General features: G+C 70.2%; 11 protein-coding genes. 2 read left to right on the forward strand and 9 right to left on the reverse strand.

Translation table 11 applies throughout. The features are described from left to right. Positions 1–2: 2 nt before the first annotated feature. From IPJ78_16225 to IPJ78_16265, 9 genes are all read right to left on the reverse strand, one after another. Positions 3–548, reverse strand: a complete 546-nt coding sequence (locus IPJ78_16225) for a hypothetical protein (GenBank protein MBK7908093.1) — start codon at positions 546–548, stop codon at positions 3–5. Between the two features lie 131 nt (positions 549–679). Beyond that, the gene (locus tag IPJ78_16230) at positions 680–1489 is read right to left on the reverse strand and encodes an AraC family transcriptional regulator (protein ID MBK7908094.1); all 810 of its coding nucleotides are present in this window, start codon (positions 1487–1489) and stop codon (positions 680–682) included. Further along, positions 1486–2628, reverse strand: a complete 1143-nt coding sequence (locus IPJ78_16235) for a GIY-YIG nuclease family protein (protein MBK7908095.1) — start codon at positions 2626–2628, stop codon at positions 1486–1488. Before IPJ78_16235 ends, IPJ78_16230 begins: the two co-directional genes overlap by 4 nt. Then, positions 2625–3425: a bifunctional DNA-formamidopyrimidine glycosylase/DNA-(apurinic or apyrimidinic site) lyase gene (gene mutM / locus IPJ78_16240; protein ID MBK7908096.1), complete on the reverse strand. Its 801-nt coding sequence runs from the start codon at positions 3423–3425 to the stop codon at positions 2625–2627. Before mutM ends, IPJ78_16235 begins: the two co-directional genes overlap by 4 nt. Beyond that, positions 3418–4692, reverse strand: a complete 1275-nt coding sequence (purD, locus tag IPJ78_16245) for a phosphoribosylamine--glycine ligase (GenBank protein MBK7908097.1) — start codon at positions 4690–4692, stop codon at positions 3418–3420. The genes mutM and purD overlap by 8 nt, the downstream gene beginning before the upstream one ends. After that, the gene (locus IPJ78_16250) at positions 4689–5666 is read right to left on the reverse strand and encodes a M48 family metallopeptidase (GenBank protein ID MBK7908098.1); all 978 of its coding nucleotides are present in this window, start codon (positions 5664–5666) and stop codon (positions 4689–4691) included. Before IPJ78_16250 ends, purD begins: the two co-directional genes overlap by 4 nt. 108 nt (positions 5667–5774) lie before the next feature. Next, positions 5775–6944 carry a cystathionine gamma-synthase gene (locus tag IPJ78_16255; GenBank protein MBK7908099.1) on the reverse strand — a complete coding sequence of 390 codons (1170 nt, stop codon included), beginning with the start codon at positions 6942–6944 and terminating at the stop codon, positions 5775–5777. A 70-nt stretch (positions 6945–7014) separates the two neighbouring features. Then, the gene (locus IPJ78_16260) at positions 7015–8088 is read right to left on the reverse strand and encodes a DUF3179 domain-containing protein (GenBank protein ID MBK7908100.1); all 1074 of its coding nucleotides are present in this window, start codon (positions 8086–8088) and stop codon (positions 7015–7017) included. A 73-nt stretch (positions 8089–8161) separates the two neighbouring features. Continuing rightward, positions 8162–9586, reverse strand: coding sequence for an AMP-binding protein (locus IPJ78_16265; protein ID MBK7908101.1), 1425 nt, complete (start codon positions 9584–9586; stop codon positions 8162–8164). Between the two features lie 123 nt (positions 9587–9709). On the opposite strand from IPJ78_16265, the gene glmM reads away from it, so the two are divergent. Both glmM and glmS read left to right on the forward strand, forming a co-directional pair. After that, positions 9710–11077, forward strand: coding sequence for a phosphoglucosamine mutase (gene glmM / locus IPJ78_16270; protein MBK7908102.1), 1368 nt, complete (start codon positions 9710–9712; stop codon positions 11075–11077). A gap of 88 nt (positions 11078–11165) precedes the next feature. Continuing rightward, complete coding sequence (gene glmS, locus IPJ78_16275; GenBank protein ID MBK7908103.1) at positions 11166–12992, forward strand: glutamine--fructose-6-phosphate transaminase (isomerizing); 1827 nt, start codon at positions 11166–11168, stop codon at positions 12990–12992. Positions 12993–13022 lie beyond the last annotated feature (30 nt).

Genomic DNA, 13022 nt, shown 5'->3' on the forward strand with positions numbered 1-13022 from the left:
CGTCAGCGCGGGAGCCGGCGGAGCTTGAGTTCCGCCGTCGCGATGGGCGGCGCGCCCTCGCGCAGGAACTCGCCGACCTCATGCCATGCATCGTTCCCGAAGGCGATCGTGTAACGCACGCGGCCGCCGGGGACCGGAAAGCCCCAGATCAGCGAATCCGGCCGGATCTCGACGGTGGGCTCCACCGCCTGACCGTCGCGGTGCGTCATCATGCGCACCCGGCCCGCCTCGGCGTCGAACCAGATGATCCCCGCCGCCTCGAAGACGACCTGTCCGGCCGTGGGTCCTTCGACGCCGCGACCGGTCCCCTTGATCAGGATGACGGTCCCCGCCGCGCCCCAGGTGATGTCCTCCGACTGTCGCACGCGGAGCGTCCGGCCCGGCCCTATCATCGCGCTGGCGTCGCCCTCCCACTGGCCGACGAGTGGGGCGAGCGGGGCGAGGGCCGACTTGGCCCTCGCGATGTTCGCGGCCGCGCGGGGGTCCTGCGCGCGCAGCGGCGAGGCGAGGGCGAGCAGGAGCAGTGAACGGGTGAGGTTGAGGCGCATCGAGGTCTCCGGTCGGGTCGAGCGTAACCTGCGCGGCGCGGGACCGACGCGCTTGTATCTGCGCGACTTCGTACGGGGTGCTCGATCCGCCGGATCGCGGGCATGCGTGCGCGACTCGCGCCGCGGGCGCGCTATGGCGTCACGGTGTCGTGCTGTGTCGCGTCCAGGCGGCGGCTCGCGTGGCGGGGCGTCGCACCCGTGAGCGCGACGAACTCGCGGGTGAGGTGTGCCTGGTCGACGAAGCCCGTCTCCGCGGCGACACGGGACCAGCCTTCGCTCCCGTCGGCGAGACGGCGCGCGAGCGCCTCGCGCAGGCGCCTGACCCGGGCGTACTCCCGTAGCGTGAGTCCGGTGGCGTCCGGGAACCGGCGCTGGAGGTGTCGCAGTCCCACATTGGCGGCACGCGCGACGTCGGACATCGAGACCTCGCCTCGCGCGGCGACGATCGCACGGACCGCCGCGCGGATCCGGGGATCGGGGGTCGGGCAATCGGTCAAGCGCTCGACGAGCCACTCGTTGAGGACGCGCAGCCCGCGATCGACGTCGTCCGTCCGGGGGATCGTCGAGTCGAGGTCGCCCAGTCGCGCCGAGATCGCGGGTGATGCGACGTCGATCCGGTCGCGGAACGGCCGTGCGGGGATACCCAGCACGGCCGTGATCGCATCCGGCCAGAGGCGGACTCCCCAGAGCCGCAGACCGGCCGTGACCGGCGGCCGCATCGCGGTCAGTCGCGGACCGATGCCGAGCTGACGAGCTCCCTCCGCGTCGCGCGCCAACGCGATCGACGCGCAGCCGTCGGGCCAGACGGTGTACGGTTCGTCGGCGGGGGGCGTCGCGTCCGCCTGGAATGACCAGAGCGACAGCACCCACGGCGCGATCGCCGTGGTCGGAGGACGCTCGGCATAGCGGTACGGCGCGCGCGTCGAGCGGGGGGTGCTCACGCACTCCTCGCCGCAGTGTCCGCGTCGAAGGGCGTGGTCCGCTTCAACTCCTTCGGATGCTTCTTGAACCAGGCGGCGACGAGCAGCACCTCGTCCACTTCGTGCCCCGGCACGGTCGCGGGCGCGCGTTCGACGGGCGCCAGGATCTCGGCGATGCACCCTTCGAAGGCACGCCGCTCAGCGGCCGTGCGGGGCGCCGGCCCCTCGTGCCGGACGCGACCGCGGCGCACCACGTAGGCGCGCGCGTCCTCCGGTCGCTCGCCCGTCACCGTGTAGGTGAACGACAATGATTCGAGTGCGAACCGGATGCGACCGAACTGCTCCTGGAGCGACTCCAATCGGCGGATCTTGTCGCGCATCGTCGCCGCGCGCTCGAAGTCGAGCGCGTCGCTCGAGGCCTCCATCTGCGCGCGCAACGGCGCGAGCGGCGCATCATGCTTGCCCTCGAGGAACTCCCTGGCGGCCCGGAAACGGTCGAGGTACTCGTCCTCGCGGACCGCGCCGATGCAGGGGCCGAGGCACTTCCCGATCTCGTGGCGGATGCAGCCGGGCGTGCGCGAGGGCAGGGGGAGGAGGTCGGGCTGGTCGGCGAAGACCATCGGCTGGTCGAGCCGACAGTCTCGGAGGCCGAGGACATCGTTGAGTTCGCGAAGGGCCTCCTCCAGCTGCAGCGCGCCGCGGAAGGGGCCATAGTAGGTCCCTGTCTCGTCGGTGCCGGCCCCGCGCACCACGTGAAAGCGCGGCGCGGGTCCGCGCGAGACGCGCACGAACGCATGGTACCGCGCATCGCGCTTCATCATGACGTTGTATCGCGGCCGCAGTTGCTTGATGAGGCGGAGCTCGCGGAGCAGGGCCGCGAACTCGTTCGGCTGCGGCTCCCACTCGAGGGTCGCCGCCTCGCGGAGAATGCGCGCGCCCTTGTCCTTGGGGTAGGACGCACGGAAGTAGCTGAGCAGTCGTGTGCGCAGCGCCTTCGACTTGCCGACGTAGATCACCTCGCCGTCCGCCGAGGTCATGCGATACACGCCGGGGACGTCGCGCGCGCCGTCCTTCACCAGCGCGAGCATGTTGTCGATCCGCATCTCGACGTCCTTCGGCGGAGCGAGGGGTCCGCGGCGCCGTCGTCGACGCGGGCTCATCGCTGGCACTCCGGGCACCACACCGACTGCCGACCCTCGATGGCGTGCGAGGCGACGAGCGGCGTGTGGCATCGCGCGCACGGCTCGCCAGCGCGGCCGTAGGCCCGGAGTCGAGCCGCGAATCCGCCGCGACCGCCGAACGCGTCTCGGTAGTCGCGAAAGGTCGTCCCGCGGAGGGCGATCGACTCCTCGAGTACCGTGCGGAGTTCGTGAAAGAGGCTCGCGCATGCTGCACGCGTCACCGCGCGCCCCCGTCGGCTGGGCCGAATGCTGGCACGCCAGAGGGCCTCATTGGCGTAGATGTTCCCCACGCCGGTCAGTCGCTTCTGGTCCATCAGGATGCTCTTCACGGCGCGCGACGACCCCCGAATGATTCCCGAAAATCGCTCGACGGAGAGGGTCGGGTCAAGCGGCTCGGGTCCGAGGCTGGCATCCCAGGCGGCGAAGGCGGACGCGTCCAGGAGGGCGACCGTCCCGAGACGGCGGACGTCGTGGTAGCGGAGTGTGCGGCCATCCGCGAGGGCGACCCGCACACAGGTGTAGGCCTCGTCGGGCGTACCGTCGATCAGGAGCGCGCCGGTGAAGCGTGGCGTGACCACCATCCGGCCGGCGGGACCGAAGTCGAGCACCACGCTCTTCGCGCGCCGGTGCACGCCGAGAATGCGGGCGCCCGGCGGTGGGAGGGCGGGGCCGCGCAGCACGTCCCGGCGCACGACCGTCACTGAACGCACGACGGCGCCGCGGAGGGCGCCGTCGAGGTCCCGCGCGATCGTCTCCGTCTCCGGGAGTTCAGGCACGTGCGAGTTCGCGCCAGCCGATGTCGCGGCGGAACTGCGCCCCTTCGAAGCGCACCTGCGCTGCCACCTCGGCGCTCCGACGCTGCGCCTCGGCGATGCTCGGGGCGAGCGCGGTGACCGCGACGACCCGCCCGCCACTCGTGACCAGGCGGCCATCGGCGAGTCCCTTGGTCCCGGCGTGGAAGACGGTGACGTCACTCGTGTCGTCGGGCAGGGTGATCGCATCGCCAGTCGCGATGGTGCCCGGGTATCCCCCGGCCGCGACGACGGTGGTCACCGACGCGCCAGCGTGCCAGGTGATCGGCCCGAAGGACTCGAGAGAACGCCGCTCGGCGATGGCGCGCATCGGCTCGAGGAGGCTCGAGGCCATGAGCGGGAGGAGCGCCTGCGTCTCCGGATCGCCGAAGCGGCAATTGAACTCGACGACGCGCGGACCGTCCCTGGTGAGCATGAGGCCCGCATAGAGCAGGCCGGTGAATGGGCAGCCGGCCTCGCGCATGGCGCGGAGCGTCGGCTGGAACACCTTCTGCACGGCCTCACGCTGGACGGCGGCAGTGGAGACCGCGACCGGGGCGTAGGCGCCCATGCCGCCGGTGTTCGGACCGGTATCGCCTTCGCCGATGCGCTTGTGGTCCTGCGCGGCGAGGAACGGGAGCACGTGCGTCCCGTCGGTCAGGGCGAAGAGCGAGAGCTCCTCGCCCTCCATGAACTCCTCGACGAGGACTTCCGCGCCTGCGGCGCCGAAGGCGTTCTCGACGAGCATCGCGTCGATCGCGGTCTCGGCCTCCGCGAGCGTCATCGCCACGATCACGCCCTTGCCGGCGGCGATGCCGGAGGCCTTGATGACGACCGGCGCGCCAAGATGGCGCGCCTGCGCCTTGGCGGCCGCCGCGTCGGTGAAGGTGCGCGCACTGGCGGTCGGCACGTGCGCCCGCATCATGAGTTCCTTCGCGAACCGCTTGGACGTCTCGATGCGCGCCGCGAGCGCCGTGGGGCCGAAGATCGCGCGGCCCTCGTTGCGGAAGCGGTCCACGATGCCGAGTTCGAGCGGTGCCTCGGGACCGACGACGGTGAAGTCGACCCGCTCGGTGCGGGCGAGCGTCAGGAGGCCGTTGATGTCGGTCGCCGCGATGTTCACGCACCGGCCGAGTGCCGCGATCCCGGGATTGCCCGGGGCGGCGATGATCTCGCACGACGGGTCGTCGCGGCGGAGCTTCCAGGCGAGTGCGTGCTCCCGGCCTCCGCCGCCGACGACGAGGATCCTCATCGCGCTCCGCCCTTGAAGGCGTCGGTGAACGCGCTGCGCGCGCGGCCGAGGGAGTCGGTCACCTTCGACGCGGCGGCCTTGGCCTGGTCGGCGTAGTAGGTCGACGCCTCCTTCATGTCGGCGCCGAGGTTCTCGCCCGGCTTCACGTCGGCGCGGCGCTTGTAGTCGCCGGCCAGCGCGCGAGCGTAGGCACCCGACTCGACCCAGCGCTGCAGCTCGCCGGCACGGACGGTGAAGAACGGGTGCGCCTGGAAGGCGGTGTTGAGGGCCTTGAGGAGCGTGTCCCAGGCCGAGCCGTCGGTCTCGTATTCCTTGGCCTGCTCCTTGAACGCGGCGAGGTCGAGTCGGTCGCCGAACTCACGACCGCCGGCGAGCTTCATGAAGGTGGTGAGCACCACGTCGGGGTCCTGCACGCCGAGCAAGGAGGCGCGGTCGCACGAGAGCTCGCTCTTCCGGTACCACTCGAGGAGCGCCATCTGGAACGGCAGGAGGGCGATCCCGGCGAGGAACGGGAGGTTGCCGATGCCGAAGATCAGGATGAGCTGCGCCATCGTCCGGTACGTGACGTGCCCGCTCATGATGTGCCCGAGCTCGTGCGCGAGGAGGACGCGCAACTCGTCACGGTTGAGGTGCTCGATCGCCGCCGAGTTGATCACGACGAACGGGTCGCCGAACCCGACGGCACCGGCGTTCAACTGCGGCGTCTGCGTGACGTAGAGCTGGGGCCGCGTGGGCCAGTCGAGGGCCTGGAGCACCTCGGTCCAGAGCGCATCGAGATCCGGGCGCTGGGTCGGGCCGACGCGGACGGCATTCGCCGTGAAGAGGTGCCGGATGCCGCGCTCGCCGAAGACGCTCGCCGCCTTGTTGACGACGGTCTGGAACCCCGGGATGGCGCGCAGGGCATTGAGCGCGGCGCGGTCCGCGGGATGCTCCCACGAGAGGGAGGAGATGTCGGTCAGGATGGTACGGGCCATCGGAGGCTCCTGTGGAGGGTCGTGCTACCTACGGCCGGAGGCGGGCGGGAGTGTCGGCAGCAGCAGGACCGAGGCGGAAGGGGGAAGGAAGAAGGTCCCGTCCCGCCGCTAGAGCCCTTGGAACGCCTGCTCCAGGTCCGCGATCAGGTCCTCGACATCCTCGACGCCGCAGGAGAAGCGGATCAGGCCGTCGGTGATGCCGATCTCGAGGCGACGGGCGGGCTCGACGGAGGCATGCGTCATGCCGGCCGGCTGGCAGACCAGCGACTCGACGCCACCGAGGGACTCGGCGAGCGTGAAGATCCGAACGCGACTCACGACCTTGTTCGCGTTCTCCTTCGACCCGGTCTCGACCGAGACCATCCCGCCGAAGCCGCGCATCTGCCGCTTCGCGAGCTCGTGCTGCGGGTGCGTGGCGAGCCCGGGATAGAAGACGTGGGTCTCGCCCACGCGGTTGGCGAGCCAGCTCGAGATCGCGCGCCCGTTGGCGTCATGCTGCCGCATGCGGAGTGCGAGCGTCTTCGTGCCGCGCAGCGTGAGCCACGAGTCCATCGGCCCGGGGACGGCACCGGCCGAGTTGAGGTTGAACTGGAGTCGCTTGGCGAGCTCGTCGTCGTTCAGGGCGGCGACGCCGCCGATGATGTCCGAGTGCCCGTTCAGGTACTTGGTGCTCGAGTGCCAGACGATGTCGGCGCCGAGCTGGAGCGGGTTCTGGAAGTACGGGGTGGCGAAGGTGTTGTCGACGATCGTGAGTGCGCCATGCCGCCTGGCGATCTCGGCCGCCGCGGCGAGGTCCGTGAGCTGCATCAACGGATTGGTCGGCGTCTCGAGCATCACCGCCCGCGTGTTCGGCCGCAGGGCGTCGGCGATGCGCTGCGGGTCACGCGTGTCGACCCACGAGAACTGCATCCCGAAGTTCTGCAGGATCTTGTCGAAGAGGCGGTAGGTGCCGCCGTAGACGTTCGACCCGACGACGACGTGGTCACCCGAACGGAAGAGCTTCATGATGGAATCGACGCATCCCATCCCGGACGAGAAGGCGAAGCCATGCTGCGCGCCCTCGAGCGCCGCGATGTTCCGCTCGAGGCACTCGCGCGTGGGGTTCTTCCCGCGCGCGTACTCGTACCCCTTGTTGACCCCGAGCGCTTCCTGCGCATAGGTCGAGGTCTGGTAGATCGGCGGCATGATCGCGCCGGAAGTGGGGTCGGGGCGCTGGCCGGCGTGGATCGCGCGGGTGGAGAAGCCGCCGCCGTGCTCGTCGGGGAGGATCTTGGTCATGGGGGGAATCTACGGCAGAAGGGAGAAGGGAGAAGGGAGAAGGGAGAAGGGAGCAGGCGGAAGGGCGTCCCTAGTGCCGCGTGGTGCCGGGATTGAACGTGCGCCAGCTGTGCCAGAACTCCTGGCTCGCGACGAGGGACTCGAGCGTCCCCGTCGGGCCCCTCCCGCTGAACGCGACGGCCGAGCCCCTGGTGCGCAGCGAATCGTCGGCGACGGAGTACCGGGTCGCGGTATCGGGGCGAACGAACGCGAAGAAGCTCGCGCTGTCCGCCGCGACGGCGACGACGATCGGGCGACCGCCGAGGGTGTCGTTGATCGCCCGCTCGCGGAGCAGCCGGTTCCAGTCGTACGCGCGCGTCGCACCACCGACGCGGATACCGACCACCCAGGACTTCTCCTCCCACGAGCGCGGGTCGGTGCCGGTGAGCCGACTGCGGCTCGTGCCGCGCTCGAAGGCGAAGTCCTGCGCGTACTCCGCAGTGAAGGCGGGATCGCCCTGCATGATGCGGCTCGTCGGGTGGAGGGCGAGCCACTGGCGCAACGTCACCTGCCGGCTCGGCAGTTCCTCGAGCGTCGTCCCTCGGAGGGGACCGGTCACCGCCTCGCCGTTGGCCTGCCGCCACCAGCTCCCGGTCGTCTCGTCCTCCAGCATGGCGTTGAAGTGATCCATGCCGACGAGCCGGAAATGCTCGACCTGCCCCGCGAGGCGCGGGTCGAAGACCCGGCCCGTGCGACAGACGGTGCAGTAGGTGACGAGGATCTCGCGTCCGGCGACCGAATCGCGGACCTGGTGGTGGTACCCGATGAACTGCAACGGGTAGGCGCGTGCCTCGCCGTCGACCTCGATGCCCACCACGAGGCGGTCCATCTCCACGCGATTCTCGGCGGCCCCCGCCATCACCACGACGGTCGGCTGCTTGAACATCGCATCGGCGGCCATCACGAAATTGAAAGCGTAGGCCATCGCCGTGACCGCGAGCGCGCCGAGCCCCATCGCGACCCGCGCGACCCGGCCGTGACGCCAGTCCGAGCGCGCGCCGACGACGACGAAGGCCACCGCGAGCCCGCGGACGATCCAGCGCCAGGTGTGGAGCTGGTAGGCGAGCTCCAGACTGCGCATCCGCTGCGCACCCGGGAGCGGCATGATGAACCAGACGTTCGCGGCCTCGAAGACACCGAGGGCCACGAGTCCGATCAGGACGCCGTAACGCACGCTCTCATCTCCTCGAGTGGATGGTGATCCGCGACGGCCGCTTGTAGGCCGAGAGGTGCGCCTCGGCGAAGACCTTCACCTCGGCCTCGCCGACCGTGCCGACGATCTCCACGGCGACCTCGTGCTCGCTCGCGGCATCGGGTACGCCGAAGGCGCGCACCGACTCCACGCCGGGCATCCCCCCGAGCACCCGCTCGACCTCGCGCGGGTAGACGTTGAACCCGTTGCGGGTGAACATCGGCTTGAGCAGTCCGCGGAACTCGAAGGTCCCGTCCGCGCGCGCTCGGCCGAGATCCCCCGTGCGCAGCCAGCCGTCTCGCATGGCGAGTCCGTCCGCGCCGCCCGAGACATAGCCGCGGAAGACGGTCTCCCCCGCGATGCAGAGCTCCCCCTCATCGCCCACCGGGAGGGTGGCGCCGGTATCGGGATCGCGGACGCTCACCTGCACGCCGGGGAAGGGGAGCCCGAGCGTCCCGCGCGCGTTGGGTCGGTCGATGCGATTGAAGAGCGCGACCGGCGAGGCTTCGGTCAGGCCGTATCCCTGGCGCAGCTCCACGCCGGTGACCTCGGTCCAGCGCGCCTGCAACGCGGGATCGAGGGGCGCCCCGCCGCAGATGGAGAGCGTCAGGCTCGGCATCGCGATGCCGCCGCGGCGCTCGATGGCCGTGAGCATCGCCGAGAAGATCGCCGGGACGCCGACGATCGCGGTGATCCCGTCGGTGACGATGCGGTCCACCGCGGTGATGGGATTGAAGCGCGCCATCGTCGAGACGCGCGCCCCGGCGAGCAGTGGCGCGATGCCGGAGACCGTGAGGCCGAAGAGGTGCGAGAAGGGCAGCACCGCGAGGAGGTGCGACCCCGGGGTGAAGGCCGCCGCCTGCACCGCCGCGCGCGCGTTGGTGATGAGGTTGCGGTGCGTGAGGATCGCGCCGAGCGCGCGACCGGCCATGCCGGAGGTATAGACGATGGCGCACTCCTCGTCGCGACCGGGCGCTTCGGCGTCACCCTCGACCTCGAGGCCGAAGTGCGAACCGAGGTCGATGCGCGTGGCCGTGCCGTCGGGTGCGACGACAGTGGCGGTGGCCGGCGCGTCGTCGAGCAGTACCGTGACCATCCCCGGCGGGACGCGCGACGCGAAGGCGGAGAGCGTGAGGATCGCGCCAACCGCCGCGTCCGCGCATTGGTCAGCGATCTCGCTCGGCGCCGCGAGGGGATTGACGAGCACCGCTCCCCGGCCGTCCGACGCCGCGAGCGCGACGAGGAACTGAGGCGACGTGGGAAGGAGGATCCCGGCGCGCCTGCCCGCGAGCGCGCGCACGAGCACGGGGCTCCGCTGGAGCAGCGTGAAGCCGGCGGCGACGAGACTCGTGGCCGATCGACCGTCGATCGACCCGCCGCCGGCGGCCGCGCGAAGGGTGAGGAGATCCACGCGAGGGAGGCTGAAGGATGTCCCCGAAACATAAACGTGACGTGGCGCACACATCCGGGGTCCTCTTGCTGCGGGTCGCGCGCCACGCCTTGAACCCGTCGTCACACCCTCTAGCTTCCGCGCATGACAGACCCCCGCCTCATGATCAGCGTCTCCGGTATCCGGGGACGCGTCGGCTTCGGGCTCACGCCCGAGGTCGTCGCTCGTTACGCCGCCGCGTTCGGGGCCTGGGCCATCGCCAAGGGAGGTTCCAGGGCGATCGTCCTCGGCCGAGACAGCCGCGTGACCGGACCGCTCTTTCATGCCGTCACCCGCGCCGCCCTCGAAAGCGTCGGTGCCGACGTGATCGACATCGGGCTCACCACGACCCCGACGCTGCAGCTCGCGGTGGAGCACCACCATGCGGCCGGCGGACTCGGGATCACGGCGAGTCACAATCCGATCGAGTGGAACGCCCTGAAGTTCATCGGGCCTGACGGGCTGTTCCTGAGCGCTGCGCAGGGGGCGGAGATGCGCGCGCTGGTGGAGCAGGGCATCCCGTACGCGACGTACGACCGGATGGGCGTGACGCGCTTCGACGGCGACGCGATCGCGCGGCATCTGGACCAGGTACTGGCGTTGCCCTTCCTCGACATCGAGGGGATCCGTCGAAGGAAGTTCAAGGTCGCGTTCGATGCCTGTCGTGGGGCGGGCGGGGCCGTCATCCCCCGCCTCCTGGAGCTCCTGGGCTGCGAGGTGCACGCGATCGAGCTCGAACCGGACGGGCGCTTCCCGCGCCCGCCGGAGCCCGTGGCGGAGAACCTCGGCGCGCTCGAGCGACTGGTACGGCAGACGGGGGCGGACATCGGGTTCGCGACCGACCCGGACGTCGACCGCCTCGCCCTGGTCTCGGACGCGGGCACCGCGATCGGCGAGGACTACACGCTCGCGCTCGCCACACGTGTCGTGCTGCGACATCGGACCGGTCCGGTCGTCACGAATCTTTCCACCTCCCGGATCGTCGATGACATGGCGGCCGAGGGGGGGGCGCGGGTCATCCGGGCCCCGGTCGGCGAGGTCAATGTGGCGCTTCGGATGCGGCAGGAGGGGGCCGTGATCGGCGGCGAGGGGAACGGCGGGGTGATCCTGCCGGAACTCCATCTGGGCCGCGATGCACCGCTCGGGGTGGCACTGCTCTTGCAACTGCTCCATGAGGATGGGGAGTCCCTGTCGAAGATCGTCGGGCGGTTCCCGAGGTACGCGATCATCAAGGACAAGTTGGACCGCCCGGCCAAGCCGTTGGACGCCGTCTACGGTGCGCTGACGGCGGCCTTCCCGGACGCCGAGGCGGACACGCAGGACGGACTCCGGCTCGGCTGGACGGACCGCTGGGTGCATGTGCGGCCGTCGGGCACCGAACCGATCGTGCGCGTGATCGCCGAGGCGCCGACGCTCGACGCGGCGAGGGCGCTGGTCGAACGCGGGCGTGAACTGTTGGCGAAGCTGGCGTGAGCGGGACCCGGACGAAAGGCGGCGGTCGAGGCTGAAGGCAGCCCCTCGGCGTCATCCTTCGTCCTCCATCCTTCATCCTTTCTCGATTATGTGCGGCATCGTCGGCTACATCGGCCCCAAGCAGGCCACTCCCATCCTCGTCGCCGGCCTCAAGCGGCTCGAGTACCGCGGCTATGACTCCGCGGGCGTCGCCGTGTTCGATGGCGAGTCGCTCGAGACGCGCCGCGCGGCGGGGAAGATCGCCAAGCTCGAAGGGGCCCTCGTCGCCGACCCGGTGACGGGCAAGGTCGGCATCGCACATACCCGCTGGGCGACGCATGGGCCGCCGACGGAGCGCAATGCGCATCCGCACCTGAGCACCGACGAATCGGTCGCGGTCGTGCACAACGGCATCATCGAGAACGCCGACGTGCTGCGGAAGCAGCTCATCGCGCTGGGACACACGTTCCGCTCGGACACCGACACCGAGACCATCGCGCATCTGGTGCAGGAGCTCTACGAGGGCTCGCTCGAGGAGGCGGTGATCGGCGCGCTGCGCAAGGTCGACGGCACGTTCGGCATCGCCGTCGTGTCCAGCCGTGACCCCGAGAAGATCGTCGCCGCCCGCAAGGGAAGCCCGCTGCTCATCGGCATCGGGGATGGCGAGTACTTCCTTGCCTCCGACGCCTCGGCCATCCTCGCGCACACCCGCGAGGTCGTGTACCTCGACGATGGCGACCTCGCCGTGCTGACGCCCGACGGCTACCGCGTGATGGACATCAACGCGTCGCCCATCCGGCGCTCGGTGGAGCGGATCGAGTGGGATCTCGCGGCGATCGAGCGCGGCGGGTACGACCACTTCATGCTCAAGGAGATCTTCGAGCAGCCGCACACCATCGAGAACACGATGCGCGGCCGCCTGATCCTCGAGGACGGCACCAGCAAGCTCGGCGGCATCAACCTGTCGCACGAGCAGCTGATGAACATCGACCAGGTGATCATCACGGCCTGCGGCACCAGCTGGCACTCGGCGCTCATCGGCGAGATGATGATCGAGGATTTCGCGCGGATCCCGTGCGAGGTCGAGTACGCCTCGGAGTTCCGCTATCGCAACCCGATCGTCACGCCGCGCACGCTCTGCATCGTGATCTCGCAGTCGGGCGAGACGGCCGACACGCTCGCCGCGATGCGCGAGGCGAAGCGCCGCGGCGCGCGGACGCTCGGGCTCGTGAACGTCGTCGGGTCGACCATCGCCCGTGAGGACGACGGCGGGATCTATCTGCACGCCGGCCCCGAGATCGGCGTCGCCTCGACCAAGGCCTTCACGAGCCAGGTCGCGGCGCTTGCGCTCTTCGCCCTCAAGCTCGGCCGCAAGCGCACGCTCTCGGTGATGCGCGGCCGCGAGATCGCGCAGGCGCTCGCCGACCTGCCCAAGCAGATCCAGAGCATCCTCGACCGGGCCGCCGAGATCGAGCTGATCGCCGAGCAGTTCAAGGACGCGCACAACTTCCTCTACCTCGGTCGCGGGTACAACTTCCCGGCCGCGCTCGAGGGCGCCCTCAAGCTCAAGGAGATCAGCTACATCCACGCCGAGGGGTATCCGGCGGCCGAGATGAAGCATGGGCCGATCGCCCTCATCGACGAATCGATGCCCGTGGTGTTCATCGCCCCGCACGATGCGGTGTTCGAGAAGGTCGTCTCGAACATCCAGGAGGTGAAGGCGCGGCACGGCAAGACGATCGTCATCACGAGCCGCGATGAACCCGCGCTGCACGGACTCATGGACTACGAATTCCGTGTGCCTGAGACGATCGACATGCTGACGCCGGTGCTCGCCAGCGTGCCGCTCCAGCTCCTCGCGTACTACATCGCGGTGAAGCGCGGCGCGAACGTCGACATGCCGCGCAACCTCGCCAAGTCGGTGACGGTGGAGTAAGCGGCCGCCGAGGCTATCTTGGAGGGCGGG

Source organism: Gemmatimonadota bacterium (assembly GCA_016714015.1).
Taxonomy (GTDB): domain Bacteria; phylum Gemmatimonadota; class Gemmatimonadetes; order Gemmatimonadales; family Gemmatimonadaceae; genus Pseudogemmatithrix.

Coding starts and splice junctions, on each gene's coding strand:
- IPJ78_16225 (MBK7908093.1), bottom strand. CDS start 548: ATGCGCCTCAACCTCACCCGTTCACTGCTCCTGCTCGCCCTCGCCTCG.
- IPJ78_16250 (MBK7908098.1), bottom strand. CDS start 5,666: ATGGCCCGTACCATCCTGACCGACATCTCCTCCCTCTCGTGGGAGCAT.
- glmM (MBK7908102.1), top strand. CDS start 9,710: ATGACAGACCCCCGCCTCATGATCAGCGTCTCCGGTATCCGGGGACGC.
- IPJ78_16255 (MBK7908099.1), bottom strand. CDS start 6,944: ATGACCAAGATCCTCCCCGACGAGCACGGCGGCGGCTTCTCCACCCGC.
- purD (MBK7908097.1), bottom strand. CDS start 4,692: ATGAGGATCCTCGTCGTCGGCGGCGGAGGCCGGGAGCACGCACTCGCC.
- IPJ78_16260 (MBK7908100.1), bottom strand. CDS start 8,088: ATGCCGCTCCCGGGTGCGCAGCGGATGCGCAGTCTGGAGCTCGCCTAC.
- IPJ78_16235 (MBK7908095.1), bottom strand. CDS start 2,628: ATGAGCCCGCGTCGACGACGGCGCCGCGGACCCCTCGCTCCGCCGAAG.
- glmS (MBK7908103.1), top strand. CDS start 11,166: ATGTGCGGCATCGTCGGCTACATCGGCCCCAAGCAGGCCACTCCCATC.